The sequence below is a fragment of the Pseudomonas sp. KBN10P06128 genome (assembly GCF_037574945.1).
Taxonomy (GTDB): Bacteria; Pseudomonadota; Gammaproteobacteria; order Pseudomonadales; family Pseudomonadaceae; genus Pseudomonas; species Pseudomonas aeruginosa.
Map to the genome: position 1 here is coordinate 2,951,423 of NZ_JBBELR010000001.1, position 26,616 is coordinate 2,978,038.

Here is a 26,616-nt window from a genome sequence, read left to right on the forward strand (position 1 = left end):
CCGCCCTTTTTCGTGCCTCCTGTACAAGACAAGCATGCAAAGCAGTAGTCGCCTCTTTCCTGTCGCCCTGGTCAGCGCCGAATTGCGCGCCGACCTTACCGAAGACATCTACCGCCTGAAGCCCGGCAACAGCCCCGATGCCAGCGTCGAGCTAGTCGTAACCCGGCTCGGACAGCAGGCCGCCGGCGAGCGGCGCGGACCGCCTGTGATCCTCCTGCACGGGAGTTTTTCCAACCGCCGCTTCTGGTACTCGCCGCGTGCGCTCGGATTAGGTCCTTACCTGGCGCGGGCGGGGTTCGATGTCTGGCTGCCGGAAATGCGCGGCCATGGCCTGTCGATTCGCAACGATGGTTACCGGGACAACCGGGTCGCCGACTACGCGCGCTACGACCTGCCGGCGCTGGCTTCCTTCATCCACGAGCAGTGCGGGCAGCCGGCGCACTGGATTGGCCACTCCCTCGGTGGGGTGGTGCTGGCGGCGGGACTGGGCGGGGGCTACCTGGACCAGGCACGGATCGCTTCCGTGGCGTTGTTCGGTAGCCAGGTCAGCACCGCGCACTGGCTGTTCAGGTTGCCCATGGCAGGCATCCTCGCGCGCCTGCTGCTGCGCCGCGTCGACGCGCTATCCGGAAGCCGTTGGCGGCAGGGCCCGGAAGACGAGCCGGTCGGCGTGGCGCTGGAGGTCCTGCGTTGGCATGGGCTGTTCGGCCGCTTCGGCGAGCCGGGCAACGACTGGTGGAAGGGGCTCGCCGCGGTCGACGTGCCGCTATTGGCGGTCGCCGGGGCTGGGGACCGGCAGGACCCGTCCTGGGCCTGTCGCAAGTTGTTCGAGCAGTTCGCCTCGTCCGAGCGCGAATACCTGTTGCTCGGACGCGAGGCTGGCTACGCCGAGGACTACGGGCATATCGAGATGCTGATCGGCAAGGCGGCCCAGCTAGAGGTCTGGCCCTTGGTGGAGCGCTGGCTGCGCCAGCGATCGCCGGCGGGCGACGAATCCGCGTGGAGTGAGGCGCTAGACGTATCGGAAGCCGGAATCAGCGGCTAACATGTGACGCAAATGGCGGCTCCGGTCACGCCGGCGCCGCCGGGGCGGGCGGCCGATGATCCTCCGGAGCTGCCCGAGCCGATCCCTTCACCCACAGGAGCTTCCCATGCATTACGTCACTCCCGATCTGTGCGATGCCTATCCTGAGCTGGTCCAGGTCGTCGAACCCATGTTCAGCAACTTCGGCGGCCGCGACTCCTTCGGCGGCGAGATCGTCACCATCAAGTGCTTCGAAGACAATTCGCTGGTCAAGGAGCAGGTCGACAAGGACGGCAAGGGCAAGGTCCTGGTCGTCGATGGCGGTGGTTCGCTGCGCCGCGCCCTGCTGGGCGACATGCTGGCCGAGAAAGCAGCGAAGAACGGCTGGGAAGGGATCGTCGTATATGGCTGCATCCGTGACGTCGACGTGATCGCCCAGACCGACCTCGGCGTCCAGGCCCTGGCCAGTCATCCGCTGAAGACCGACAAGCGCGGCATCGGCGATCTGAACGTCGCCGTGACCTTCGGCGGCGTCACCTTCCGCCCCGGCGAGTTCGTGTATGCCGACAACAACGGCATCATCGTTTCTCCGCAGGCCTTGAAGATGCCCGAATAGGGCTTTTTAACAGCCGTTCCGGCCCCGGTGACGCAGGCAGCGTCCCGGGGCTTTTTGCTGGAATGAACCCGAGGCGCGCATATGGGTCTCAGGACTGGCTTTAAGGTTGTGCCGCAAGTCCATGAATTGACTGGTGCCGGACTTGTGTTTTTACTGTCGAAATGGTCGTTTTACCAAGGGAAGCGCAATGCAAGCGTACGAGTCGGGTGACGAGCGCGGCTTGATCTATGGTTACGTCCTCAACGGGCGCGGCGGCGGACGCCGTGTCGGACGCAACCAGATAGCGGTGCTCGACCTGCTGCCGGAGGAGAGCCTTTGGCTGCACTGGGACCGCGGCGTACCGGAAGCGCAGGCCTGGCTGCGGGATTCCGCGGGGCTCAGCGAGTTCGCCTGCGATCTGCTGCTGGAGGAGGCGACCCGCCCCCGTTTGCTCGATCTCGGGGCCGAAAGCCTGCTGGTGTTCCTCCGTGGAGTGAACCTGAATCCGGGCGCGGAGCCGGAAGACATGGTTTCGCTGCGGGTATTCGCCGACGCGCGCCGGGTGATCTCGCTGCGCCTGCGGCCGCTGAAGGCGGTGGCCGATCTGCTCGAGGACCTGGAGGCGGGGAAAGGGCCGAAGACGGCATCCGAGGTCGTGTACTACCTCGCGCACTACCTGACCGATCGCGTCGACACGCTGATCAGCGGGATAGCCGACCAGCTCGATGCTGTCGAGGAGCTGGTCGAGGCGGACGAGCGCGCCAGTCCCGACCAGCACCAGTTGCGTACCCTGCGCCGCCGGTCGGCGGGGTTGCGGCGCTACCTGGCGCCGCAGCGGGACATCTACTCGCAACTGGCGCGCTACAAGCTGTCCTGGTTCGTCGAGGACGACGCCGATTACTGGAACGAGCTGAACAACCGGCTGACGCGGAATCTCGAAGAACTCGAGTTGATACGGGAGCGCATCAGCGTCCTGCAGGAAGCCGAGTCGCGGCGAATTACCGAACGGATGAACCGCACCATGTATCTCCTTGGTATAATCACCGGCTTTTTCCTGCCGATGAGCTTCGTCACCGGCCTGCTGGGAATCAATGTCGGCGGCATTCCAGGGGCGGATGCACCGCATGGGTTCTGGCTGGCCTGCCTGCTGATCGGCGGGGTCGCCACCTTCCAGTGGTGGGTATTTCGTCGGCTGCGCTGGCTCTGACGTGACCTGGGGTGAGGAGAGTGCGTCACTCCCTCGTACAGACATGAGGTGCGCATGCACGATCCGTTCGAAGAGTCCCTGCGGGACCTGCTCAAGGCTTCGGCTCCCCAGCCGGACGACGACGCGCGTCTGGGACGGGTGCTGAAGACCGCCAATCGCCAGGTCGGCGCCGGTGACCTGTTCAGCCTCATGGGGCACTGGCTGCAGGCGCTGATGATCGGCATCAACAACGGTTCGCCGCATCTGGCGCCGGTTTCCCGTATTTCCGCGAAAAACGCATCTTCTGCTGACAAGGCTGAGTGAACATGCAATTCGATATCTGGACCCAGAGCTTGCTGACCGCGATGAACACCCTGTGGGGCAAGCTGGCAGGCTTCATTCCCAACCTGCTCGGCGCCCTGGTGGTCGTTCTGCTCGGCTTCGTCATCGCCAAGCTGCTCGATGCGCTGCTTTCCAAGCTGCTGGCCAAGCTGGGCCTGGACCGGCTGATGGGTGGCACCGGCCTGACCAAGCTGCTGGCCCGGGTCGGTATCCAGGTTCCGGTCTCGACGCTGGTCGGCAAGATCGTCTACTGGTTCGTGCTGCTCGTCTTCCTCGTATCCGCCGCCGAGTCGCTCGGCCTGCAGCGGGTATCCGCCACGCTGGACGTCCTCGCCCTGTACCTGCCCAAGGTGTTCGGCGCGGCCCTGGTGCTGATCGTCGGCGTGCTCCTGGCGCAACTGGTGAACAGCGTCGTGCGCGGCGCAGCGGACGGCGTCGGCCTCGAATACGCGAACGGCCTGGGGCGGATCGCCCAGTGGCTGGTCATCATCATCAGCATCTCGGTGGCGGTGGGGCAGCTCGAGGTCAAGACCGACCTGCTCAACTACATCATCGCCATCGTCCTGATCACCGTCGGCCTGGCCGCTGCGCTGGCCCTGGGCCTGGGCAGCCGCGAGGTCGCCGGGCAGATCATTGCAGGAATCTACGTCCGCGAGCTGTATCAGGTCGGACAACAGGTGAAAGTGGGTGACGTTGAAGGCACTATTGAAGAGATAGGTACGGTCAAGACCATCCTGCTGACGGAAGAGGGAGAGCTTGTGTCGCTGGCCAACCGTCTACTGCTCGATCAGCGAGTTACCAGCCGCTGATCCGGGAGAGATAATGGACGTGGCTGCTCTGCAGGGCGGCCCGGCTTACGATATGACTGGCCTGATCTCACTTGAATAAGCCTCACCCCCTGTCACAGCGGTATGACCCACGCCAGCTTTCCGATGAAGAGCTGGTCGAGCGTGCGCACTCGGAGCTGTTCCACGTGACGCGCGCCTATGAAGAATTGATGCGGCGTTACCAGCGCACGCTGTTCAACGTCTGTGCCCGCTACCTGGGCAACGACCGCGACGCGGACGACGTGTGCCAGGAGGTGATGCTGAAAGTTTTGTACGGGTTGAAGAACTTTGAGGGCAAGTCGAAGTTCAAAACATGGCTATATAGCATCACGTACAACGAGTGCATCACGCAGTACCGCAAGGAGCGCCGCAAGCGCCGATTGATGGATGCGCTCAGCCTCGACCCGCTGGAGGAGGCTTCCGAGGAGAAGTCGCCGAAGGTTGAGGAGCGGGGCGGATTGGATCGTTGGCTCGTCCATGTCAATCCGATAGATCGGGAGATTCTGGTTCTTCGCTTCGTAGCGGAACTGGAGTTTCAGGAAATAGCGGATATCATGCACATGGGTCTGAGTGCGACGAAAATGCGCTACAAGCGGGCACTGGACCGCCTGCGCGAAAAGTTTTCAGATGCGACCGAAACATAGTTGGGTAAATATTGTCTCTCTATGCGGGAAGTTCTGATAAACTTGCCACCCAAGTTGTGCGGCTGATTGTTGGACAACTAACTGACCATCAAGATGGGGATTTAACGGATGAAACTGAAGAACACCTTAGGCGTTGTCATCGGCTCGCTGGTTGCCGCTTCGGCAATGAACGCCTTTGCCCAGGGCCAGAACTCGGTAGAGATCGAAGCCTTCGGCAAGCGCTACTTCACCGACAGCGTTCGCAACATGAAGAACGCGGACCTGTACGGCGGCTCGATCGGTTACTTCCTGACCGACGACGTCGAGCTGGCGCTGTCCTACGGTGAGTACCATGACGTTCGTGGCACCTACGAAACCGGCAACAAGAAGGTCCACGGCAACCTGACCTCTCTGGACGCCATCTACCACTTCGGTACCCCGGGCGTAGGTCTGCGTCCGTACGTGTCGGCTGGTCTGGCTCACCAGAACATCACCAACATCAACAGCGACAGCCAAGGCCGTCAGCAGATGACCATGGCCAACATCGGCGCTGGTCTGAAGTACTACTTCACCGAGAACTTCTTCGCCAAGGCCAGCCTCGACGGCCAGTATGGTCTGGAGAAGCGTGACAACGGTCACCAGGGCGAGTGGATGGCTGGCCTGGGCGTCGGCTTCAACTTCGGTGGTTCGAAAGCCGCTCCGGCTCCGGAACCGGTTGCCGACGTTTGCTCCGACTCCGACAACGACGGCGTTTGCGACAACGTCGACAAGTGCCCGGATACCCCGGCCAACGTCACCGTTGACGCCAACGGCTGCCCGGCTGTCGCCGAAGTCGTACGCGTACAGCTGGACGTGAAGTTCGACTTCGACAAGTCCAAGGTCAAAGAGAACAGCTACGCTGACATCAAGAACCTGGCTGACTTCATGAAGCAGTACCCGTCCACTTCCACCACCGTTGAAGGTCACACCGACTCCGTCGGCACCGACGCTTACAACCAGAAGCTGTCCGAGCGTCGTGCCAACGCCGTTCGTGACGTACTGGTCAACGAGTACGGTGTAGAAGGTGGTCGCGTGAACGCTGTTGGTTACGGCGAGTCCCGCCCGGTTGCCGACAACGCCACCGCTGAAGGCCGCGCTATCAACCGTCGCGTTGAAGCCGAAGTAGAAGCTGAAGCCAAGTAATCGGCTGAGCCTCTAAGGAAAAACCCGGCTCAGGCCGGGTTTTTCTTTGCCTGGAAAAAGACCGCTCGTCAGGCGCTCAGGGAAATCGGTTGCGACACGATGTCGCGGGTTACTTCGCCGATCACCAGGATCGCCGGGCTTTTCAAGGCGAAACGTCCGGCGTCCCGCAGTAGCTCGCCGAGGTTGCTGCGGCATTCGCGCTGGTTGCCCAAGGTGGCGTTCTCGATCATCGCCAGCGGCGTATCCTCGGCCATGCCTCCAGCCAGCAGCCCGGCCTGGATCTCCGCGAGTCGGGCGACGCCCATGTAGACCACCAGCGTGGTACCGCTGCGTGCCAGGGCTTCCCAGGCCAGCGGGCTGTCGTCCTGGGTATGCGCGGTCACCAGGGTCACGCCGCGGCTGATGCCGCGGTAGGTCAGCGGTATGCCGCAGGCAGTGGCGCCAGCCAGCCCGGCGGTGATGCCGTTCACTATCTCGCTGTCTATCCCGTGCCGGGCCAGCCATTCGGCTTCTTCGCCGGCGCGGCCGAAGATGCATGGATCGCCGCCTTTCAGGCGCACCACGCTGCGTCCCTGGCGGGCATGCCGCAGCATCAGGCGCTGGATGAAGTCCTGCGGTGTGGAGCGGCAGCCGCCGCGTTTGCCGACCCGGACCAGCCGGGCGGACGGACAGTGCTCCAGTATGCTCGGGTTGACCAGATCGTCGACCATCACCACATCCGCGTCCTGCAGGGCGCGAACTGCCTTCAGGGTCAACAGTTCCGGATCGCCGGGACCCGCACCCACCAGCCAGACCTTACCGCTCATCGTCGTTCTCCTCAGGCATTCGCCGCCATGGGCCGGGGGGCCGCCAGCAGTCTCTTGATTTCCGGTACGCAGGAGCCGCAGCCGGTGCCGCAGCCGAACTCGCGCTTCAATCCGTCCAGGTCCAATCCGCGGGCGATGCCGCCGAGCACCGTTTGCTGGCTGACGTTCTGGCAACTGCACAGGGTCTTGCCGCCCGCACCCTGGCTGGGTCGTCCCGGTGCCGCGCCGAGTGGGGCGAGCAGCCAGCGGCGTAGCTCGCTATCGGCCCGGCCGGTAAGCCAGAGCTCTTTCAACCAGTCGCGGGCGAGGGTTTCGCCGGCGAGCCGGACGGCGACGATGCGCCCGTCTTCGAGGCGCACGCGCTTGCCGATGGCGCGCCGGGGGTCGTCGTAGGCGAGGATCGGCCCGTCGAGCAATTCGAGTTGGCGATCTATCCGCTCCAGCAGGTCTGCGCCAGGTGCCTCATGGTGTGCGGCGCTGACCAGCAGGGCGGGGCGCTCGCGTCCGGCGAGACTGAAGCTGGCGTGGTCGAAGACTTCGCACAGCGCACGGAGGGCCTCGAAACGCGCCTGGATATCGGTTTCCACCAGCGCGAACAGGCGCCAGGGCAGTTCGACGGATTCGACCTGAACCCCGGCGTGCTTGAGTTCGGGTTGTTTCGACAGGGGGTCGAACGCCGGCAGGGTCAGGACATTGCAGCCCAGGCCCTTGAGGAAGCGATCGCCCCAGTGCATCGGCAGGAAGGCCTGGCCGGGGCGCACCGAGTCGTCTGCACTCACTGGCAGGATCAGGGCGCCACGCCGGCTCTTCAGGCGCACGAGCTGCCCGTCCTGCAGTTGGCGGCGGCGCAGTTCCTCGGGATGCAGGTGCACCAGGGCCTCCTCTTCATGGCCGAACAGGCGTGCGCAGGTGCCGGTCCGGCTCATGCCGTGCCACTGGTCGCGCAAGCGTCCGGTATTGAGGGTCAGCGGGTAGCGCGCGTCGCGTTTTTCCTGGGCGGCGCGGTAGGGTTCGGCGACCAGTTGCGCGCGTCCCGAGGCGGTAGGGAAGCGGCCGTCTGCATAGAGCCGTGCGGTGCCGTGCTCCGCGCCAGTGGGAAATGGCCATTGCTGCGGCCCCAGGCGGTCGAGCAGTGCGTAGCTGAGGCCGGAAAGATCGAGGTCGCGGCCGGCGGTAAGCAGCTTGTATTCGTCGAACAGGCTGCGGCTGTCGGCAAAGGCGAACAGGCCGGGTTTAGCGGGTCGCAGGTGCCCTTCCAGGCGGCGCGCGAAGTCGCAGACGATGTTCCAGTCCTGGCGTGCTTCCCCGGGGGGCGGAACGGCCCGACGGACATGACTGACCCGCCGTTCCGAATTGGTCACGGAGCCTTCCTTTTCTCCCCAGGATGCGGCTGGAAGCAAAAGGTCGGCGTATTGGCAGGTTTCCGTGCCGGCGAAGGCTTCCTGGACCACCACGAAGGGACAGCGGGCAAGGGCCTCGTGGATCTTGCGCTGGTCCGGCAGCGATTGCGCGGGGTTGGTACAGGCGATCCAGAGCGCCTTGATCCGGCCGTCGTGGACCGCATCGAACAGCTCGATGGCGCTGAGACCGGGGGACGTGGGCAACTGTTCCACGCCCCAGTAGTGCGCCACCTCGGCGCGATGGCCGGGATCGGCGGCTTCGCGGTGGCCGGGCAGCAGGTTGGCCAGGCTGCCGGTCTCGCGACCGCCCATGGCGTTCGGCTGGCCGGTGAGGGAAAACGGCCCGCATCCGGCGCGGCCGATCTTGCCGGTGGCCAGGTGCAGGTTGATCAGCGCGCTGTTCTTGGCGCTGCCGGTGCTGGACTGGTTGAGCCCCATGCACCAGAGCGAAAGGAAGCGCGGCGAACGGCCGATCCATTCGGCGCAGCGCTGCAGGTCGGCGCGGTCGATGCCGCAGATGTCGGCGACGGCGGCCGGGGTGTAGTCGCGCACCAGTTCCTTCAGGTCGGCGAAACCCTCGGTATGCTCGGCGATGAACGAACGGTCGATCCAGTCCTCCCAGAGCAGGATATGCAGGATGCCGTGGAACAGTGCGACGTCGGTGCCGGGCAGCAGCGCCAGGTGCAGGTCGGCCAGCTCGCAGGTGTCGGTGCGCCGCGGGTCGATCACCACGATGCGCATCTCCGGCCGAGCGGCCTTGGCGGCTTCCAGGCGACGGAACAGGACCGGGTGGGCGAAGGCCATGTTGCTGCCGGCGATCAGCACGCAATCGGCGCAGTCGAGGTCTTCGTAGCTGCACGGCGGTGCGTCGGCGCCCAGGCTGCGCTTGTAGCCGACCACCGCCGAGGACATGCACAGGCGCGAATTGCTGTCGATGTTGTTGGTGCCGACCAGGGCCCGCGCCAGCTTGTTGAAGGCGTAGTAGTCCTCGGTCAGCAACTGGCCGGAGATATAGAAGGCCACGCTGTCCGGCCCGTGTTCGCGAATGGTCTCGGCGAAACGCCCGGCGGCATGTTCCAGGGCACTCTCCCAGTCGCTGCGAGCCCGCGCCAGTTGCTTGCCTAGGCGCAGTTGGGGGTACAGCGCGCGGGCCTGGAGGTCGCCGGTCAGGTGCAGGCTGGCGCCTTTGCTGCAGAGTCTGCCGAAGTTGGCCGGGTGCCGCGGATCGCCTTGCACGCCGAGGATGCGTTCGCCGTCGTGTTCGATCAGGACGCCACAACCCACGCCGCAGTAGCAGCAGGTCGAAGCGGTGGTGCGCAGCGGGGAATCTGTCGACATGCTCGGCTCCTGTTATCGGCGAGAGATCAGGCGCACAGCGCCACGCTGTCCAGGCCGAGCAGCACCCGTCCGTTCTCCACCCGCACCGGGTGGCGATGGGCGCAGCCCTGGTCCGGGGCCACGGCTTCGCCGCTCTCCAGTTCGATCTGCCAGTTGTGCAACGGACAGGCCACTCGCTTGCCGTAGATCAGGCCCTGGGACAGCGGGCCGCCCTTGTGCGGGCAGCGGTCATCGAGGGCGAAGACCTGGTCGTCGGCGGCGCGGAAGATGGCGATGTCGCCTTTCGGGCCGGCGACCACGCGCGAGCCCAGCGGGTTGATTTCATCGAGGGAGCAGATATCCAGCCAGTTCATCGGTTCACTCCGGTAGGGGGAGGGCCGCCGTGGGACGGCCCGGGCAAGGGATTCAGACGTTTTCCAGTTGCTTGAGCGGAATCCGTTCGAACTCCTTCTTCAATTGCGGCTGTTCGATGCGCTGCTTCCATGGGTCCTGCTCGAAGGACAGGGCGAATTGCAGGCGGTCGTTGAGCGCCTTGCGGTTTTCCGCGTCCTCGACCACCGCCTTGCGGATGTGCTCCATGCCGACCCGCTGCAGGTAATGCACCGTGCGCTCCAGGTAGAAGGCTTCCTCGCGGTAGAGCTGGAGGAAGGCGCCGTTGTATTCGCGCACCTCTTCGGCGGTCTTGAGCTTGACGAAGAACTCCGCGACCTCGGTCTTGATCCCGCCGTTGCCGCCGATGTACATCTCCCAGCCGGAGTCCACACCGATGATGCCGACGTCCTTGATCCCGGCCTCGGCGCAATTGCGCGGGCAGCCGGAGACCGCCAGCTTGACCTTGTGCGGCGACCACATGTTGAACAGGTCGTGTTCCAGATCGATGCCCAGCTGCGTCGAGTTTTGCGTGCCGAAGCGGCAGAACTCGCTGCCGACGCAGGTCTTCACGGTGCGGATGGATTTGCCGTAGGCATGTCCGGAGGGCATGTCGAGGTCTTTCCAGATGGCCGGCAGATCGTCCTTCTTCACCCCCAGTAGGTCGATGCGCTGGCCGCCGGTGACCTTGACCATCGGCACCTGGTACTTGTCGGCGACGTCGGCGATGCGCCGCAACTCGGCGGCGTTGGTCACGCCGCCCCACATCCGCGGTACCACCGAGTAGGTGCCGTCCTTCTGGATGTTGGCGTGGGCGCGTTCGTTGATCAGGCGCGACTGCGGATCGTCCTTGGCTTCTCCCGGCCAGGTTGAGATCAGGTAGTAGTTCAGGGCCGGGCGGCAGGTGGCACAGCCGTTCGGGGTCTTCCAGTCCATGAAGCGCATGGCGGCGTCGAGACTGGTCAGCCGGTGTTCGCGAATGGCCTTGCGGATCTGCCCGTGGTTGAGGTCGCTGCAGCCGCAGATGGCCTTCTCGCTCTTCGGCTTGACGTCGGCGGCGCCGCCGACGGTGCTGATCAGGATCTGTTCCACCAATCCCGCGCAGGAGCCACAGGAGCTGGCGGCCTTGGTGTGTTTCTTGACTTCGTCGACGCTGAACAGGCCGTGTTCTTGTATGGCCTTGACGATGGTGCCCTTGCAGACGCCGTTGCAGCCGCATACTTCGGCCGTGTCGGGCATGCTCGCGGCGCTGTTCTGGCCCTGGTGGCCGACATCGCCGAGGGCGTTCTCGCCGAACATCAGGTGGTCGCGGATCTGCGCGACGTTGTGGTTCTCGCGGATCTGCCGGAAGTACCAGCCGCCGTCGGCGGTGTCGCCGTAGAGACAGGCGCCGACCAGTACATCGTCCTTGATCACCAGCTTCTTGTAGACGCCGCCGATGGGGTCGGAAAGGGTGATGGTCTCGCTGCCTTCGCCGCCGATGAAGTCGCCGGCGGAGAACAGGTCGATACCGGTCACCTTGAGCTTGGTCGAGGTCACCGAGCCCTGGTAGCGGGCGTAACCGAGATGAGCCAGGTGGTTGGCGCAGACCTTGGCCTGCTCGAACAGCGGCGCAACCAGGCCGTAGGCGATGCCACGGTGGTTGGCGCATTCGCCGACCGCATAGATGCGTGGGTCGTAGGTCTGCAGGGTGTCATTGACCAGGATGCCGCGGTTGCAGGGGATGCCCGCGCTTTCGGCCAGCTCGGTATTGGGGCGGATGCCGGCGGCCATTACCACCAGGTCGGCGGGAATCACGTCGCCGTCGTTGAACTGCACGGCACAGACCCGGCCGCTGCCGTTGTCCATCAGTTCCTGGGTCTGGGTGTTCAGGCGGAAGCGGATGCCGCGGGCTTCCAGCGCGCCTTGCAGGAGTTTGCCGGCGGTGCGGTCCAGTTGGCGTTCCAGCAGCCAGTCGGAGAGGTGCACGACGGTCACGTCCATGCCGCGTTGCTTGAGGCCGTTGGCCGCCTCCAGGCCGAGCAGGCCGCCGCCGATCACCACCGCGTGGCTGTGGGGCCGGGCGCAGTCGATCATGGCCTGGGTGTCGGCGATGTCGCGGTAGCCGATCACGCCCTGCAGCCGATTGCCGGGTATCGGCAGGATGAAGGGGACCGAGCCGGTGGCCAGCAGCAGGCGGTCGTACTCGGCCTCGCTGCCGTCCGCGGCGACCACCCTGCGGCGGACCCGGTCGATCTGCACCACCTTGCGGTCGAGGAGGAGCTTGATGCCGTTTTCCGCATACCAGTTGAGGTCGTTGAGGACGATTTCCTCGAAGGTCTGCTCGCCGGCCAGTACCGGGGACAGCAGGATGCGGTTGTAGTTGGGATGGGGCTCGGCGCCGAACACCGTGATGTCGTAGAAGTCCGAGTTGAGCTTGAGCAGTTCTTCCAGGGTACGGACCCCGGCCATGCCGTTGCCGACCATCACCAGCTTGATCTTCTTCATGCGGAGTAGCTCCTGCATAAGGTTGGCGCAAACAAAAAAGGCGTCCCGCTGTTGCCAGCAGGACGCCTTTGTCCAGGTCCCGTTCGGTCGGGAAACGCCGCCTCGTCGTTGAGGCAGGCGCTTTGTTGTCGATTGTCGGGAGAACCCAAGCAGGCGCCGTGCCAACTTGCGCTATTGCCTATCTCCATGGCCTTGCAGGGATAACGCGGGGCCTCACCGCGGTCTTTCTGCTCCGTGCCGGGGCGTATTGCACCGGGCTGGTGCCACTCAGCCCTTCAGCCAGACCAGGAATAGCGCCAGGTTGGCGGCCAGGGACAGCAGGGCGATGGCGCGCCAGGTCTGCAGCGGTTCGCGCTCCAGCAATGGGCGGGGCGCCGCGACCGGCAACGCTTCTCCCTGTTGCAGCGAGAGCAGCCATTCCTCGGCGGTCTCGAAGCGCTGTGCGGGGTCGCAGGCGACGGCGCGCAGCAGCAGGTCGTCGATCCAGGCCGGCAGGTCGGGGCGATAGCGGCTGGGCGGGACGGGGCGACCGAAGCGCGGGTGCTGGAAGGCTTCGATCTCGCCATAGGGATAGCGCCCGGTCAGCGCCTGGTAGAGGCAGACGCCGGTGGCGTAGAGATCCTGGCGCACCGAGGGCGAGGTGCCGGAGAAGCACTCCGGCGCCAGGTAGCTGGGCGTACCCGGTAGCAGATGGGGGTCTTCGCGCGACAATCCCGGACACCAGGCCAGGCCGAAATCCAGCAGGCGCAGCTCGCCGTCGCGGCCGAGGTGGAGATTTTCCGGCTTGAGGTCGCGGTGCAGCAGGTTGCGTCGATGCAACTGGCCAAGCCCGCGCAGCAGCTGGTTGGCCAGCCCCAGCCACTCCGGCAGCGACAGCGGGCCATGGTTGCGCAAGCGCTCGGCGAGAGTCTCTCCGGGGTGCTCGCGCATCAGGTAATACAGATGCTGGCGTTGCGCCAATCCGTGCAGCTCGGGGAAATGCCGGCCCTGGACGCGGCGAAGGAACCATTCCTCGAGCAGCAGGGCCTGGGTTGCCAGCGGATCGTCGGCACGTGCGGCGGGAAGGGTCTTCAGCAGCCAGGGTTGGCCCTGGCCATCCTCGACCCGGTAGAGCAGGGACTGGCGGGATTCGCCGAGCAACTGCCGGACCCGCCAGCCTTCGAAGAGCTGGTCGGGCTTCAGCGGTGGCGGCAGTGGCCAGTGGCCCAGTTGCGCGAGGGCGTCGCCGAGGCTGCCTGCGGGCACGGCTTCCACGCGCACCAGCAGGGCGCTGGCGTTGTCCTGGCTGCCTGCCAGGTGGGCGGCGCGAACCAGAGCCTCGGCGCTGCGCTGCGGCTCTTCGGCGTTGCGCAGGATGCTGCGGATGCCGCTGTCGCCCAGCGTCGCCCAGACGCCGTCGCTGACCAGTAGCCACTGGCTGCCGGGCTCCAGATCGCCCTCCAGATAGTCGACCACCAGATGCTGGTCCAGTCCCAGGGCGCGGGTCAGCACGTGTTGCATGTGCGGCTGTTCCCAGACGTGGTCGCTGGTCTGCCGGAGCAACTCGCCGTCGCGCCACAGGTAGGCCCGGCAATCGCCGACGTGGGCCAGGGTGTAGCGGGTGCCGCGCAGCACCAGGGCGGTGAGGGTGGTGAGCAGCGGCTGGCCGCCGCCGTTGGCCTGTAGCCAGCGGTTCTGCGCCAGCAGCAGGCGGTCCAGGGTCTGCACGATGGCCCAGGTTTCCGGAGTCGCATAGTAATCCAGGGCCAGCGCTTGCAGGCTGCTGCGCGCCGCCAGGCCGCCATCGGCGCACTGGCTGACACCGTCGGCGATGGCCAGCAGGTGTCCCTTGCTGGCGGCCAGGGCCGGCGCCGGGGTGACCACCCGCAGCGCGTCCTGGTTTTCCGTGCGAGGCCCGCAGGCGCTGGCCTCGCCGATGCTCAGTCGCAGCCCCACGCTCAGACCCGCGCGGCGGTGACCGCGGCCGAGCCCCAGGTGGTGCGCCAGCGCCGCTTCACCCCGTGGAGGCCGAACCAGGCCAGCACGCCGAGACTGGCGAACAGCCACAGGCCGAGCTGGTAGTCGCCGGTGCTTTGCTTGATCGCGCCGAGGCCGGCAGTCAGGCAGAAGCCGCCGATGCCGCCGGCCATGCCGATCAGCCCGGTCATCACGCCGATTTCCTTGTGGAAGCGCTGCGGTACCAACTGGAACACCGCGCCATTGCCGGCACCGAGACTGAGCATGGCGACCACGAACAGGCCGAGGGCGGCCATCGCGCTGGGCAAGTGGAAACCGACCGCGGCGATGCAGATGGCGGCCAGGGTGTACACCATCAGCAGGCTGCGGATGCCGCCGATGCGATCGGCGAGGGCGCCGCCGAGCGGGCGCATCAGGCTGCCGGCGAAGACGCAGGCGGCGGTGTAGTAGCCGGCAGTCACCGGGTTCAGGCCGTACTGGTCGTGGAAATAGCCGGGCAGGGTGCTGGCCAGGCCGAGGAAGCCGCCGAAGGTGACGCTGTAGAAGAACATGAACCACCAGCTGTCGCGGTCGCCGAGGGCTTTCAGGTAATCGCCCATGGCCTTGGGCGCCGGCCGCTGCGGGGCGTTGCGCGCGACCATGGCGAACACCAGGAGGGTCAGGACGAGCGGCAGCAGGGCGAAGCCGAACACGTTGTTCCAGCCGAACGCGGCGGCCAGGCCGGGGGCGAAGAGGGCGGCGAGCACGGTGCCGGAGTTGCCCGCGCCGGCGATGCCCATGGCCTTGCCCTGGTGTTGCGGCGGGTACCATTGCGATGCGAGCGGCAGGGCCACGGCGAAGGATGCCCCGGCGAAGCCGAGGAACAACCCCAGCAGCAGTGCCTGCGCATAGCTGTTCACGCCCAGCAGCCAGGCGGCCGCCAGGGCGGCGATGACGATGACCTGGGCGAGGATGCCGGCGCTCTTCGGCGACCAGCGATCGGCCAGCAGGCCGAGCAGGAAGCGCAGTACGGCGCCGGCGAGGATCGGCGTGGCGACCATCATCGCGCGCTGCTGGGTGCTCAGTTGCAGGTCGCCGGCAATCTGCACCCCCAGCGGGCCGAGCACGTACCAGACCATGAAGCTCAGGTCGAAATAGAGAAACGCCGCGAACAGGGTCGGCGCATGGCCGGCCTTCCAGAAGCTGTTGTTCATCGAACACCTCGTATCCAGCGGAATCGGGGCGGAACGGCCGCCCGGCGGAAGTTGCATCGCTACAAGGTGAGCGTCCGACAGCGGACCACCCACCCGCCCCGACGCTGGGGCGAAACGACGAAGACGCCACGGGCCTCTGCCGGGAAGGAGAGGCCGCGCGACGTCTTTGTCGGGGATGGGTAACCGCCGTTGGCTACCGTCAGGCAGGACGTAGCAAGCTCTTTGCCAAGTTGTCGAAAGCGCGGCGTAGAGCGGTTGCAGGGACAACCATGGCGTCGGGCGTGCACGCCGCGGTGGCAGGCGTCGGGGGCTTGCACAGGGCTGGGGCGGCGCGTCCGTGCGCCGTCGGCGGTTCAGCGATGGGCGGTGTTCAGGTGGTAGATGGTCACGCGGCTGCCTTCGCCGCTGTCGCCGGCGTTGTCGTTCACGTAGGCGCCGGCCTTGAAATAGAGCAACTGGTCGTTCCAGGCGCTGCCGAGGGTCTGGTAGTAAGCGTCCTCTTCGCCGTCCTGGCTGCGTGCGCGCACCGCCAACTCGCCGCTGGAGGTGACGCGCAGGCTGTAGTTGAAACGCTCGCCCAGGCGTACCTGCTCGAGGATCGACACGTTGCGGCTATAGGAATCGTCCGGGTGGTTGCGTACCAGCGCCTCGACCCGGCCGAGGCCTTCCTCGGGCTTGTAGTAGTACTGCAGCTTCACCAGAGGTTCGCCGTCGTCGGTCTGTGGCGACTTGCTGTGGATCTGGCCGATGATCACCTTGTTCTTCGAGGGGACCTTCTCGACGCTCATGGTCACCCGCAATTCGTTGTCGGCCTGCCAGTAGTACCAGTTGTCGAGGCTGCCGTCGGCCTGGGTTTCGCGCAGTTCGGTGCGGGGATAGGTGCTGTCCTCGGTGTGCGAGCCGTCGATGGGCACCCAGAAGACCAGGCCGCCATCGTTGCCTTGCTGGAAGTACCGGCTCTGGTAGCCGTTGTTGAGTTGCTGGGTGGTGATCACCTGCGGGGTGGGTTCGGTGGGAATGGTAAGGTTCCAGGTGCTGAGATCGATCATGCTGAGCATCTCCTGACCGCTGAGTCGGCGGTGCGGTTCGGGCGGACGCCTGCGGCTCCTAGCCCTGGGCGTCCACTGCGGGCCTCCCTGGTCATGCTAGTCGAGGGTGGCGAGGGGGTAGCTCCCAGAACGGATAGGGCCGTTCCGGGCGCACGAGCATAGCCGCGCCGCTCTGCGCCGGGGGCCAGCAGGGTGGCTGGCGATATGATCGCCAGCTGCCCAGCCGGATTCAGCCGCCGAGCATGTCGTGCATGGCGATGATCTGCTCGGCGACCTGGATCAGCTTCTGCTGGCGGCTCATGGCCTGGCGTCGCATCAGCGTGTAGGCTTCCTCCTCGCCGCAATGCTTCATCTTCATCAGCAGGCCCTTGGCCAGCTCGATGCGCTTGCGCTCGGCCAGCTGCGCCTCGCGCGCCTGCAGTTGAGCGCGCAGCGCCTGGTCGCTCTCGAAGCGCGCCATGGCCACGTCGAGGATCGGTTGCAGGCGGCTGGCCTGGATGCCTTCGACGATGTAGGCGCTGACCCCGGACTGGATGGCGCGGCGCATCACTCCCGGATCGTGCTCGTCGGTGAACATCACGATCGGGCGCGGCTGGTCGCGGCTGACCAGGCAGACCTGCTCCATCACGTCGCGGCCGGGAGACTCCGTGTCGATCAGGATCACGTCGGGACGCAGCGCTTCGACGCGCGCCGGCAGGTCGATGGTCAGCCCCGACTCGTCCACCACTTCGAAACCGCTCTCGAGCAGGGCGGCCCTGAGGCGTCCGACTTTCTTCGGCGTGTCGTCGATCAGCAGGATACGCAGCATGGCGGGCGCACCAGGGTCAGAGGTCGATGCCCTGGCCGGTTTCGGCCAGGGCGTGGATCGGGAAGCTGCGGGCGTAGCCGGCGGGGTCGCTGCCGTCCCAGGTGCGCCCGTCGATCAGCGTCGAGCGGCGCATGTCGGCGCCGTCCAGGCGCAGGCCAAGGGCCGTCGCGGCATCGCGGTACAGCGCGGTCTGCTGGACCCTGCGGGCGATGCCCAGGTAGTCCGGGTCTTCGCGCAGCAGGCCCCAGCGGCGGAACTGGGTCATGAACCACATGCCATCCGAGAGCCAGGGCCGGTTGACTTCGCCGTCGGCGTAGAAACGCAGCGGATGCGGGTCCTGCCAGGCGTTGCCGAGGCCGTCCTGGTAGCGGCCGAAGAAGCGCGGCTGGATCGCGCCGAGCGGAGCGTCGACATAGTCGCGGCCGCTGATCAGTTGCGCGGTGCCCAGGCGGTTCTCGGCGTTCTGTTCGATGAAGCGGCTGGCGTCGAGGACCGCCATGACCAGCGCGCGGGCGGTGTTCGGGTAGGCGTCGACGAAGGCGCGGGTAGTGCCGAGGACCTTTTCCGGGTGGTCCGGCCAGATCGCCTGGCTGGTGGCGATGGTGAAGCCCTGGCCCTGGTCCACGGCCAGGGCGCCCCAGGGACCGCCGGCGCAGAACCCGTCGATGCGCCCGGCCTGGAGATGGCCGACCATCTGCGCCGGTGGAACCACCACGCTGTGCACGTCGTGCAGCGGATGCAGACCGATGCTCGCCAGCCAGTAGTTCAGCCAGAGCGCGTGGGTACCGGTGGGAAAGGTCTGCGCCAGGGTCAGGCGTGCACCATTCTGGCGCCGATGCCGGAGCAGTGCCTCCGCACTGGTCACGCCAGCCTGCTTCAGCGGTTCGGAAAGATTGATCGCCTGGCCGTTCTGGCACAGTCCCATGAGCACCGCCATCTCGCTTGCCGCGCTGCCGCCGAGGCCGAGCTGGACGCCGTAGACCAGCCCGTACAGGCACTGCGCGGCATCCAGCTCGCCGCTGAGCAGCTTGTCGCGCAAGGCGGCCCAGGACGGTTGGCGCCTGAGATTGAGCGTGAGGCCGTAGGGCTGGGCGAAGCCCTGGGTGGCGGCCACGATCAGCGAGGCCGAATCGGTCAGCGCCATGAAACCGATGTCCAGGGCGCTCTTTTCCGGTGCGTCGGAACCGCCGGCCCAGGCCTGGCTGCGTATCGCTCTGTCTGTCATCACCACCTCGAGTGCGGGAGGGCGGCGCGGGCCGTCCCGTTTTCCAGTGCGCAGGCGCCGTCGTCGGCGCGCTTTTCCATAGCTGCCACAGCAAGCGCTATGCCAGGCGGCGCGGGGGTTTTCGCCGGGCAAGAAAAAGCCCCGCACGGGGCGGGGCTTGTTCGACGCGTCGCTGGATCAGGCCTGAACGACCGGGATCTTGGCGTTCGCAGCCGCTTCGCGGAACTCGGCGATCTGGTCGAAGCTCAGGTAGCGGTAGACGTCGGCAGCCATGCTGTCGATGTCCTTCGCGTAGGCCATGTACTCCTCCACGGTCGGCAGTTTGCCGAGGATCGAGGAGACCGCCGCCAGTTCGGCCGATGCCAGGAACACATCGGTGGCATCGCCCAGACGGTTCGGGAAGTTACGGGTCGAGGTGGAGACCACGGTGGAACCGGTCTGGACGCGAGCCTGGTTGCCCATGCACAGCGAGCAGCCCGGCATTTCCATGCGCGCGCCAGCCTTGCCGTAGATGCCGTAGTAGCCTTCCTCGGTCAACTGGTGGGCGTCCATCTTGGTCGGCGGAGCCAGCCACAGACGGGTCGGGATGCCGCCCTTGACCTTGTCCAGCAGCTTGCCGGCTGCGCGGAAGTGACCGATGTTGGTCATGCAGGAGCCGATGAACACTTCATCGATCTTGCGGCCCTGTACGCTCGACAGCAGACGCGCGTCGTCCGGATCGTTCGGCGCGCAGAGCACCGGCTCCTTGACGTCGGCCAGGTCGATCTCGATCACCGCGGCGTACTCGGCGTCCTTGTCGGCTTCCAGCAGCTCCGGCTTGGCCAGCCAGGCTTCCATCGCCTGGGCGCGACGCTCCAGGGTGCGCGGGTCGCCGTAGCCTTCGCCGATCATCCAGCGCAGCAGGGTGATGTTGGACTTCAGGTACTCGGCGATCGCCTGTTCCGGCAGCTTGATGGTGCAGCCGGCGGCGGAACGCTCGGCCGAGGCGTCGGACAGCTCGAAGGCCTGCTCCACGGTCAGGTCGTTGAGGCCTTCGATCTCGAGGATGCGGCCGGAGAAGATGTTCTTCTTGCCTTTCTTCTCGACGGTCAGCAGGCCCTGCTGGATCGCGTAGTAAGGGATCGCATGGACCAGGTCACGCAGGGTGATGCCCGGTTGCAGCTTGCCCTTGAAGCGCACCAGCACCGACTCCGGCATGTCCAGCGGCATCACGCCGGTGGCGGCGGCGAAGGCCACCAGGCCGGAGCCGGCCGGGAACGAGATGCCGATCGGGAAGCGGGTGTGCGAGTCGCCGCCGGTACCAACGGTATCGGGCAGCAGCATGCGGTTCAGCCAGCTGTGGATGATGCCGTCGCCCGGGCGCAGCGACACGCCGCCACGGGTCATGATGAAGTCGGGCAGGGTGTGGTGGGTCTTGACGTCGATCGGCTTCGGATAGGCCGCGGTGTGGCAGAAGGACTGCATCACCAGGTCGGCGGAGAAGCCGAGGCAGGCGAGGTCCTTCAGTTCGTCGCGGGTCATCGGGCCGGTGGTGTCCTGGGAACCGACGGTGGTCATCTTCGGTTCGCAGTAGGTGCCCGGGCGCACGCCCTGGCCTTCCGGCAGACCGCAGGCGCGGCCGACCATTTTCTGCGCCAGGGTGAAGCCCTTGCCGCTATCGGCCGGTGCTTCCGGCTTGCGGAACAGGTCGGAGGCGCCCAGGCCCAGCTCGGCGCGGGCCTTCTCGGTCAGGCCACGGCCGACGATCAGCGGGATACGGCCGCCGGCGCGGACTTCGTCGAGCAGGACCGGGGTCTTCAGCTCGAAGGTGGTGACCACTTCGCCGCTGTCGTGGCGAACGACCTTGCCTTCATAGGGGTATACGTCGATGACGTCGCCCATGGCCAGGTTGGTGCAGTCGAACTCGATCGGCAGGGCGCCGGCATCTTCCATGGTGTTGTAGAAGATCGGCGCGATCTTGGTGCCGAAGCAGAAGCCGCCGGCACGCTTGTTCGGCACGAACGGAATGTCGTCGCCGAAGAACCACAGCACCGAGTTGGTGGCGGATTTGCGCGAGGAACCGGTGCCGACCACGTCGCCGACGTAGGCGACCGGGAAGCCCTTGGCCTTGACCGCTTCGATCTGCTTCAGCGGACCGACCGAACCCGGCTGGACCGGCTCGATGCCGTCGCGGGCCATCTTCAGCATGGCCAGGGCGTGCAGCGGGATGTCCGGGCGCGACCAGGCGTCGGGGGCCGGGGAGAGGTCGTCGGTGTTGGTTTCGCCGGGGACCTTGAATACGGTGAGAGTCAGCTTTTCCGGGACTTCCGGCTTGGCCTTGAACCACTCGCCATCGGCCCAGGATTGCAGCACGGACTTGGCCGCGGCATTGCCCTTCTTGGCGCGCTCGGCGACGTCGTGGAAGGCGTCGAACATCAGCAGGGTGTGCTTCAGCTGTTCGGCGGCGGTGTTGGCCAGTTCGGCGTCGTCCAGCAGTTCGACCAGGGTGGCGATGTTGTAGCCGCCCTGCATGGTGCCCAGCAGCTCGGCGGCACGTTGCTTGTCGATAAGGGGGGAGGTGGCTTCGCCCTTGACGATGGCGGAAAGGAATCCGGCCTTGACGTAGGCGGCTTCGTCGACGCCCGGCGGTACGCGGTTGGTGATCAGGTCAAGGAGGAATTCTTCTTCGCCGGCCGGCGGGTTCTTCAGCAGCTCGACCAGGCCTGCGGTCTGTTCGGCGTTCAGCGGTTGGGGCACGACACCCTGGGCGGCACGCTCTTCTACGTGTTTGCGGTAGGCTTCAAGCACAGTATTTCCCTCATCAGTGGTCCCGGGGGACACGTATCCAGGAACCGACGCAGATCCGCTCGTCAGGCCCAGGTGGACGGTAATCCACCAACCTACGAGGGCATCGGCAGGTTCCAGACAGAAGCTGTTTTCAAAGTTTTACGCCGGCGGGCTGGGGTGGGGCTGGCGAGACGCTTGAGGGAGGCGCCGTCGCCAGCGTACCTGCCGGAAACTGTGCTCGTGACGCTTTGAAAACAGCTTCTAACGGACATTGGCGCCTAAAAAGGCGGACCAATGTTACTGGAAACTCGACGCAAAGTTAAGTCGGAAACCCTAGGAACCACAGGGTGAACTTGATTAGACAAAGGGCTAAGATGCCGCTTTGTTTTCGTTGTCCCGGCCATGTCTTCGCAAAGAATCAAAACCCCCTGCGTAGGGCTTTGCTCCACGGTATACGGCGACCTGGTATGCCGTGGCTGCAAGCGTTTCCACCATGAGGTGGTCAACTGGAACCTCTACGACGCCGAGGAAAAGCGAGCTGTCTGGAGTCGCCTTGAGCAGTTGCTGGCCCAGGTGATGGCCGCCAAGCTGGAAGTCTTCGACGCCGCGCGCCTGCGCCTGCAACTGGAGCAGCGGCAGATCCGCTTCGTCCCCGAGCAGTCTCCCTATTGCTGGGCCTACCAGTTGATCGCCCGCGGTTCCCGGCTGATCAACCAGATCGAAGCCTACGGCGTGGCACTGCTGCCGGAATTCCGCGACTGGAGCCTGCCGGACCTGCGCGATGCCATCGACCGGGAATTCTTCCTGCTGTCGGAAGCGCATTACCAGCGCTACATCGCGCCCTCGTTCCTGCAGGCGATCGACAGATAGGCGGTGTTTCCAGCGAAAAAGCCGCCCTTGGGCGGCTTTTTCGTCCGACCAGCGGTCACTCCTTGCTGGCCAGCTCCTCCAGGTGGGCGATGATGTCGTCCGGCTTCAACACCAGCACGTCGCTTTCCAGGGTATCCAGCACCACTTCCGCGGTATTGCCGATCAGCGCGCCGGACAACCCGGTGCGCGCCACGGTGCCGATCACGGTGACCACCGCGTCGAGCTTCTGCGCGGTGCGCGGGATCAGCACGTCGGCCGGACCTTCCTCGATGTGCAATTGTTCGTCGCTGAAACCGTACTCGGCCTGGAAGGTGCGGCAGGCCTCGCGATAGCGGGCCTCGATGGTTTCGCTGAGCTGGAAGGTCGGGTCGGCGGAGGAGAGCATCGGCGAGGGGTGGGCGCTGATCACGTGCAGCGTGGCCTTGGCCAGGCCGGCGATGTCGTAGGCATGGCTGATGATCCCGGCGTGCAGGGAGCGGTGCTCGCCGTCGTTGTTGCCGACGTCGACCGCGGCGAGGATCTTTCCGCCCGTCCAGGGCCGGGCGGTCTTGGTCATCAGTACCGGGCAGGGCGCGAAGCGCAGCAGTTTCCAGTCGTCCGGGGTGAGGATGGCCTTTTTCAGCGGGTTGTCGGGAAAGTGCTGCTTGATGATCAGCCCGCAGCCTTCGGCCTGTTGCTCGGCGATGATGGTCTGGTGCAGGGAGTCCTTCCAGGCCTGGTTGGTCGAGACGCTGTAGCCTTCCTCGCGCAGTTCCTGGGCCAGGTCGTTGAGGGCGGCGCTGTGGTCGCGGCGCTTCTCGCAGACCAGCAGGTGCAGGTGCGACTGGGTCACGCCGGCGATCAGTTGTGCCCGTTTCAGGGCGAGACCTTCCAACTGGTCCGGTTCAATCACCACGAGGATGCTGCGAATGGCTTGCATGATCGTCTCCCTGAGTGCTTGTGGTTATCGCTGAAACAACTCTAGACGCAATCCAGCCGCTGCTCTTGATACATATCAAACGGGTCGGCCTGCCCGACCACCGCAGCTTCCGTATAATGCTCCGCCTTTCCTGCCCCGACCAGCGTCGTGGCAGACCCTTTCCAGAATGAGTGACCTGCGCCATGTTGCCCGAGATCGACCAATTCCTCGCCTGTTCCACTCCCGCCGCCTGGGTCGAGGCGGCCCTGGAGCGCCAGGACGTCATGCTGCTGGACCACAAGGCCTGCGAGATGAAGGCCGCGGCGACGGCGATGCAACTGATCGGCAAGTACTCCGGCCGCCTGGACCTGGTGAACAAGATGAGCCGCCTGGCGCGCGAGGAACTGCGCCACTTCGAGCAGGTGCTGGCGATCCTGAAGAAACGCGGTATCCCGGTGGTCAATGTCAGCGCCTCCCGCTACGCCTCGGCGCTGCGCGACCTGGTGCGCAAGCAGGAGCCGCAGCGGCTGACCGATACGCTGGTGGTCGGCGCCTTCATCGAGGCGCGTTCCTGCGAGCGCTTCGCCGCCCTGGTGCCGCACCTGGACGCGGAGCTGGCGAAATTCTACGGCGGTTTGCTGAAGTCCGAGTCGCGGCATTTCCAGGACTACCTGAAGCTGGCCTACCAGTACGGCGACGAGGCCGACGTGGAGCGGGCGATCGAGGTGGTGCGGGCCAAGGAGGCCGAGCTGATCAGCAGTCCGGACAACGAATTCCGCTTCCACAGCGGCCACCCGGTGGACCTGGTGGCCTGAGCCGGAAACAAGAAAGCGCCCCGCGGGGCGCTTTTTTTGCTGCCTGAATCAGTCCTTGACCTTGAGGTCGAGGGCCAGGTCGCGGGCGGCCTTGGTCGCCAGAACGCCCATCAGCTGGCCAATCTCGTCCTGGCGGCTCGCCGCGCCGTTGGCGCCGGCGCCCATCATTACGCTGGGGACGGGGGCCTGGGCGGCGGCTTCGGCCCAGACCTTGTTGATCGCGATCAGCGCGTCGAGCTTCGGCTGCAACGCGCCGTCCGCCTTGATCACCGCTTCGCGGGCGTAAGCCTCGGCGTCGGCGGTGATCTTGGTGGCCTGGGCGGTCACCGTGGCCTTGTCGCGCAGCAGTTCGGCGGTCTGCTTCTCGATCTCGGCGCGCTGCTTCTCGCGCTCGGCGTTGATCACCGCCAATTGCTTGTCGGTTTCCGCCTGGGTGGTGCGTTCGATCTGGTCGCGCAGGGTTTCCTGGCGCTTGGCCTCGACTTCCTTCTCGCCGCGGGCGGTGACCAGCAGCTTTTCCTCTTCTTCCTTCAGGCGGTTCTGCCGCGCCACCGCCAGCTCGGCGAGGGCCTGCTGGACCTTGACCATGCGCTGCTTGTACTGCGGGTTGGGATCGACGTTGGTGATCCGCGCTTCCACCACCTCGACGCCGAACTTGCGGAACTGCTGTTGCTTGCGTACCGGGATGCCCTTGGCATCGGTGACCTTCTCGGTGACGAACTGGCTGGCGTTGTTGTCGCCGAACGCTCCCTGCTCGGTGCCGGCCTGGAGGATCGCGGTCTGGTGCGGAATGGCGCCGCGCGGCCCACGGACTTCCTTGCGCTTGATCAGGTACAGGCCGTCGTTGAGCTGGTTCTCGAACTCGGCGGCGAATTCGCTGCGGGCTCCGGCGTAGTAGTCGTCGGCGCTCATCAGCGAAGCGGTGGCCTGGAGGGTTTCCTTGATCGCCGGCACCAGTGCGGTGCGGATGAAATTGTCCGGGTTGCGGTATTCCTGGGCCATCTTCAGGAACGGCTCGCCGCCGGGCAGGCGAAAGCGCGCGGAAGATTCGACCTTGGCGTCGACGTTGCCGAGGAACACGATCGGGAAAGCCTCGATGGTGGCGCCGAGGCCGTCGTTGTCCGGATTGGTGTCGTTATCGTCCATGACCAGCACGGACTGCACGCTGATGGCCTTCTTCCAGGTGGTGGCGCGACCGAACCACTTGGTCGCGTAGCCGACGTCATCGACGATCTTCTCGTCGCCGAAGATGGTCCTTACGTGGGTCATGAAGCCGGCTTCGTTATAGAAGAATACGCCGTTGAACAGGCCGAAGCCGAGGGCGAGCACGCCGAGGGGGGCGGCGACGAACTTGATCAGGTTTCCCTTCGAGATGATCACGATCATTCCTTGATGCGGGGTGGGGAGCGCGATCCTGCTGAAAGGTGGCCCGCAACGTCAAGATGGACGGCGGAAAAAATGCGAATCGCATAATGTTTCTGAAAGGCCCGCATGGCGGGCCTGGGGTGGGTCAGAGCGGGAAGGGCGCCTGGCGATGGCCGTTGGCGTCGATCTCCAGGGCCCAGCCCTGGCGGTCCCAGTCGCCGAGCACGATGCGCCGGGCGGGCTGGCCGTCGATGTCCAGCGGGTGTTCGGCCGGCCGATGAGTGTGGCCGTGGATCAGGGTACGCACGCCATGCCTGCGCATGACCCGGGGCACTTCTTCGGGTGTGACATCGATGATATCGACGGCTTTCATGCGGGTCTGCGCGCGGCTTTCCTTGCGCAGCTTGCGTGCCAGCTTGTGCCGGGTGGCCAGCGGCAGGTGGCGCAGTACCCAGAGCGTGAGCGGGTTGCGCAGCCAGCGGCGCAGGCGCATGTAGGCCTCGTCGCGGGTGCACAGGCTGTCCCCGTGCATCAGCAATACCGGCTCGCCGTACAGGTCGATCACGCTCGGGTCGGGCAGCAGCGTGCATCCGGCCTCGCGGCAGAACGCCTTGCCGATGAGGAAGTCGCGATTGCCGTGCATCAGGTAGATGCGCGTACCGCCGTCGGCCACCTGGCGCAGGGACTGGGCGATGGAACGCTGGAAGGCGTCCATGCCGTCGTCGCCGATCCAGGCTTCGAAGAAGTCGCCGAGGATGTACAGGGCCTCGGCCCGGCGGGCGCGCTCATCGAGGAAAGACAGAAACGCCCGGGTGATGTCCGGGCGTTCCGCTTCGAGATGCAGGTCCGAGATGAACAGGACGCTCATCACTTCATTCTTCGACGATTTCGGCCTTCTCGATGATCACGTCCTCGGCCGGCACGTCCTGGTGGCCGCTGCGCATGGTGGTGGCCACGCCCTTGATCTTGTTGACCACGTCCATGCCCTCGACCACTTCGCCGAAGACGGCATAGCCCCAGCCCTGGGTGGTGGGGGCGGTATGGTTGAGGAAATCGTTGTCGGCGACGTTGATGAAGAACTGCGCGCTGGCCGAATGCGGGTCCATGGTACGAGCCATGGCGATGCTGCCGACCTTGTTGGTCAGGCCGTTGTTGGCTTCGTTCTTGATCGGCGCGCGGGTGGGCTTCTGCTTCATGCCCGGCTCGAAACCGCCGCCCTGGATCATGAAGTTGTTGATCACGCGGTGGAAGACGGTGTTGTCGTAGTGGCCACTTTTCACGTACTCCTTGAAGTTCGCCGCGGTTTCCGGGGCTTTCTCTTCATCGAGCTTCAGGGTGATGACGCCATGGTTGGTATGCAGCTTGATCATGTGGGTAATCCGCTTTGTCGTGAAAATCGAAGGCCTGTCAGGGGGTTGACAGCTTCGGCTATGATAAGCGCTTTGATTTGCCCGGCCTACCCTGGTCGGGCGAGAGCATGACCAAGGATCCC

Annotated in this window: 23 protein-coding genes; 9 read left to right on the forward strand and 14 right to left on the reverse strand. The window is 65.5% G+C overall.

Going from position 1 to position 26,616, the window contains the following annotated elements:
* Nucleotides 1-34: 34 nt before the first annotated feature.
* The 7 genes from VQ065_RS14080 to oprF all read left to right on the forward strand — a co-directional run bounded on the left by VQ065_RS14080 (nt 35) and on the right by oprF (nt 5,779).
* Nucleotides 35-1,045: an alpha/beta fold hydrolase gene (locus tag VQ065_RS14080; RefSeq protein WP_003087820.1), complete on the forward strand. Its 1,011-nt coding sequence runs from the start codon at nt 35-37 to the stop codon at nt 1,043-1,045.
* A 106-nt stretch (nt 1,046-1,151) separates the two neighbouring features.
* Nucleotides 1,152-1,640 carry a ribonuclease E activity regulator RraA gene (gene rraA / locus VQ065_RS14085; RefSeq protein ID WP_003087823.1) on the forward strand — a complete coding sequence of 163 codons (489 nt, stop codon included), beginning with the start codon at nt 1,152-1,154 and terminating at the stop codon, nt 1,638-1,640.
* A 187-nt stretch (nt 1,641-1,827) separates the two neighbouring features.
* Nucleotides 1,828-2,826: a zinc transporter ZntB gene (locus VQ065_RS14090; protein WP_003098062.1), complete on the forward strand. Its 999-nt coding sequence runs from the start codon at nt 1,828-1,830 to the stop codon at nt 2,824-2,826.
* A gap of 48 nt (nt 2,827-2,874) precedes the next feature.
* On the forward strand, nt 2,875-3,129 hold the full coding sequence (locus VQ065_RS14095) for a hypothetical protein (protein ID WP_003120308.1): 255 nt from the start codon (nt 2,875-2,877) through the stop codon (nt 3,127-3,129).
* A 2-nt stretch (nt 3,130-3,131) separates the two neighbouring features.
* A complete protein-coding gene (locus tag VQ065_RS14100; protein ID WP_003087830.1) occupies nt 3,132-3,956 on the forward strand; it encodes a mechanosensitive ion channel family protein in 825 nt (274 codons plus the stop codon).
* 71 nt (nt 3,957-4,027) lie between these two features.
* Nucleotides 4,028-4,618, forward strand: coding sequence for an RNA polymerase sigma factor SigX (gene sigX / locus VQ065_RS14105; RefSeq protein ID WP_003098059.1), 591 nt, complete (start codon nt 4,028-4,030; stop codon nt 4,616-4,618).
* Nucleotides 4,619-4,726: 108 nt separating this feature from the next.
* Nucleotides 4,727-5,779, forward strand: coding sequence for an outer membrane porin OprF (gene oprF / locus VQ065_RS14110; protein ID WP_003087843.1), 1,053 nt, complete (start codon nt 4,727-4,729; stop codon nt 5,777-5,779).
* A 68-nt stretch (nt 5,780-5,847) separates the two neighbouring features.
* Here the strand turns inward: oprF and cobA are convergent, their stop codons facing one another.
* From cobA to acnB, 10 genes are all read right to left on the reverse strand, one after another.
* Nucleotides 5,848-6,585 (reverse strand): uroporphyrinogen-III C-methyltransferase, encoded by a 738-nt coding sequence (gene cobA / locus VQ065_RS14115; protein ID WP_003087845.1) that lies wholly within the window; start codon nt 6,583-6,585, stop codon nt 5,848-5,850.
* Nucleotides 6,586-6,596: 11 nt separating this feature from the next.
* A complete protein-coding gene (locus VQ065_RS14120) occupies nt 6,597-9,323 on the reverse strand; it encodes a nitrate reductase (RefSeq protein WP_003087849.1) in 2,727 nt (908 codons plus the stop codon).
* Nucleotides 9,324-9,349: 26 nt separating this feature from the next.
* Nucleotides 9,350-9,676: a nitrite reductase small subunit NirD gene (nirD, locus tag VQ065_RS14125; protein WP_003087853.1), complete on the reverse strand. Its 327-nt coding sequence runs from the start codon at nt 9,674-9,676 to the stop codon at nt 9,350-9,352.
* 52 nt (nt 9,677-9,728) lie between these two features.
* A complete protein-coding gene (gene nirB, locus VQ065_RS14130) occupies nt 9,729-12,179 on the reverse strand; it encodes a nitrite reductase large subunit NirB (protein ID WP_003087856.1) in 2,451 nt (816 codons plus the stop codon).
* 267 nt (nt 12,180-12,446) lie between these two features.
* Nucleotides 12,447-14,042: a bifunctional protein-serine/threonine kinase/phosphatase gene (locus VQ065_RS14135; protein WP_133201998.1), complete on the reverse strand. Its 1,596-nt coding sequence runs from the start codon at nt 14,040-14,042 to the stop codon at nt 12,447-12,449.
* 74 nt (nt 14,043-14,116) lie between these two features.
* Nucleotides 14,117-15,328, reverse strand: coding sequence for an MFS transporter (locus VQ065_RS14140; RefSeq protein WP_003087861.1), 1,212 nt, complete (start codon nt 15,326-15,328; stop codon nt 14,117-14,119).
* A 353-nt stretch (nt 15,329-15,681) separates the two neighbouring features.
* Nucleotides 15,682-16,377 (reverse strand): polysaccharide lyase family 7 protein, encoded by a 696-nt coding sequence (locus tag VQ065_RS14145; RefSeq protein WP_003087865.1) that lies wholly within the window; start codon nt 16,375-16,377, stop codon nt 15,682-15,684.
* Between the two features lie 229 nt (nt 16,378-16,606).
* The gene (locus VQ065_RS14150) at nt 16,607-17,185 is read right to left on the reverse strand and encodes an ANTAR domain-containing response regulator (RefSeq protein ID WP_003087868.1); all 579 of its coding nucleotides are present in this window, start codon (nt 17,183-17,185) and stop codon (nt 16,607-16,609) included.
* Nucleotides 17,186-17,201: 16 nt separating this feature from the next.
* Nucleotides 17,202-18,410, reverse strand: coding sequence for a CmpA/NrtA family ABC transporter substrate-binding protein (locus VQ065_RS14155; protein ID WP_003087871.1), 1,209 nt, complete (start codon nt 18,408-18,410; stop codon nt 17,202-17,204).
* 177 nt (nt 18,411-18,587) lie between these two features.
* Nucleotides 18,588-21,197 (reverse strand): bifunctional aconitate hydratase 2/2-methylisocitrate dehydratase, encoded by a 2,610-nt coding sequence (acnB, locus tag VQ065_RS14160; protein WP_003087875.1) that lies wholly within the window; start codon nt 21,195-21,197, stop codon nt 18,588-18,590.
* A 381-nt stretch (nt 21,198-21,578) separates the two neighbouring features.
* Here acnB and VQ065_RS14165 point away from each other — a divergent pair, with 381 nt between their 5' ends.
* Nucleotides 21,579-22,046 (forward strand): DUF1289 domain-containing protein, encoded by a 468-nt coding sequence (locus tag VQ065_RS14165; RefSeq protein ID WP_003098041.1) that lies wholly within the window; start codon nt 21,579-21,581, stop codon nt 22,044-22,046.
* A 55-nt stretch (nt 22,047-22,101) separates the two neighbouring features.
* Here the strand turns inward: VQ065_RS14165 and VQ065_RS14170 are convergent, their stop codons facing one another.
* Nucleotides 22,102-22,965 (reverse strand): universal stress protein, encoded by an 864-nt coding sequence (locus VQ065_RS14170; RefSeq protein WP_003087881.1) that lies wholly within the window; start codon nt 22,963-22,965, stop codon nt 22,102-22,104.
* Between the two features lie 170 nt (nt 22,966-23,135).
* Here VQ065_RS14170 and VQ065_RS14175 point away from each other — a divergent pair, with 170 nt between their 5' ends.
* The gene (locus VQ065_RS14175) at nt 23,136-23,759 is read left to right on the forward strand and encodes a tRNA isopentenyl-2-thiomethyl-A-37 hydroxylase MiaE (protein WP_003132826.1); all 624 of its coding nucleotides are present in this window, start codon (nt 23,136-23,138) and stop codon (nt 23,757-23,759) included.
* 48 nt (nt 23,760-23,807) lie between these two features.
* Here the strand turns inward: VQ065_RS14175 and VQ065_RS14180 are convergent, their stop codons facing one another.
* The 3 genes from VQ065_RS14180 to VQ065_RS14190 form a co-directional block, all read right to left on the reverse strand.
* Nucleotides 23,808-25,139, reverse strand: a complete 1,332-nt coding sequence (locus VQ065_RS14180) for an SPFH domain-containing protein (RefSeq protein WP_003087885.1) — start codon at nt 25,137-25,139, stop codon at nt 23,808-23,810.
* A gap of 130 nt (nt 25,140-25,269) precedes the next feature.
* Nucleotides 25,270-25,992, reverse strand: a complete 723-nt coding sequence (gene lpxH, locus VQ065_RS14185; protein ID WP_003087888.1) for a UDP-2,3-diacylglucosamine diphosphatase — start codon at nt 25,990-25,992, stop codon at nt 25,270-25,272.
* A gap of 4 nt (nt 25,993-25,996) precedes the next feature.
* Complete coding sequence (locus VQ065_RS14190; RefSeq protein ID WP_003087890.1) at nt 25,997-26,494, reverse strand: peptidylprolyl isomerase; 498 nt, start codon at nt 26,492-26,494, stop codon at nt 25,997-25,999.
* Nucleotides 26,495-26,616 lie beyond the last annotated feature (122 nt).

Coding starts and splice junctions, on each gene's coding strand:
- nirB (WP_003087856.1), bottom strand. CDS start 12,179: ATGAAGAAGATCAAGCTGGTGATGGTCGGCAACGGCATGGCCGGGGTC.
- cobA (WP_003087845.1), bottom strand. CDS start 6,585: ATGAGCGGTAAGGTCTGGCTGGTGGGTGCGGGTCCCGGCGATCCGGAA.
- VQ065_RS14140 (WP_003087861.1), bottom strand. CDS start 15,328: ATGAACAACAGCTTCTGGAAGGCCGGCCATGCGCCGACCCTGTTCGCG.
- VQ065_RS14190 (WP_003087890.1), bottom strand. CDS start 26,494: ATGATCAAGCTGCATACCAACCATGGCGTCATCACCCTGAAGCTCGAT.
- lpxH (WP_003087888.1), bottom strand. CDS start 25,992: ATGAGCGTCCTGTTCATCTCGGACCTGCATCTCGAAGCGGAACGCCCG.
- nirD (WP_003087853.1), bottom strand. CDS start 9,676: ATGAACTGGCTGGATATCTGCTCCCTCGATGAAATCAACCCGCTGGGC.
- VQ065_RS14165 (WP_003098041.1), top strand. CDS start 21,579: ATGTCTTCGCAAAGAATCAAAACCCCCTGCGTAGGGCTTTGCTCCACG.
- VQ065_RS14120 (WP_003087849.1), bottom strand. CDS start 9,323: ATGTCGACAGATTCCCCGCTGCGCACCACCGCTTCGACCTGCTGCTAC.
- VQ065_RS14080 (WP_003087820.1), top strand. CDS start 35: ATGCAAAGCAGTAGTCGCCTCTTTCCTGTCGCCCTGGTCAGCGCCGAA.
- VQ065_RS14155 (WP_003087871.1), bottom strand. CDS start 18,410: ATGACAGACAGAGCGATACGCAGCCAGGCCTGGGCCGGCGGTTCCGAC.
- VQ065_RS14150 (WP_003087868.1), bottom strand. CDS start 17,185: ATGCTGCGTATCCTGCTGATCGACGACACGCCGAAGAAAGTCGGACGC.
- rraA (WP_003087823.1), top strand. CDS start 1,152: ATGCATTACGTCACTCCCGATCTGTGCGATGCCTATCCTGAGCTGGTC.
- VQ065_RS14090 (WP_003098062.1), top strand. CDS start 1,828: ATGCAAGCGTACGAGTCGGGTGACGAGCGCGGCTTGATCTATGGTTAC.
- VQ065_RS14100 (WP_003087830.1), top strand. CDS start 3,132: ATGCAATTCGATATCTGGACCCAGAGCTTGCTGACCGCGATGAACACC.
- VQ065_RS14170 (WP_003087881.1), bottom strand. CDS start 22,965: ATGCAAGCCATTCGCAGCATCCTCGTGGTGATTGAACCGGACCAGTTG.
- oprF (WP_003087843.1), top strand. CDS start 4,727: ATGAAACTGAAGAACACCTTAGGCGTTGTCATCGGCTCGCTGGTTGCC.
- VQ065_RS14145 (WP_003087865.1), bottom strand. CDS start 16,377: ATGATCGATCTCAGCACCTGGAACCTTACCATTCCCACCGAACCCACC.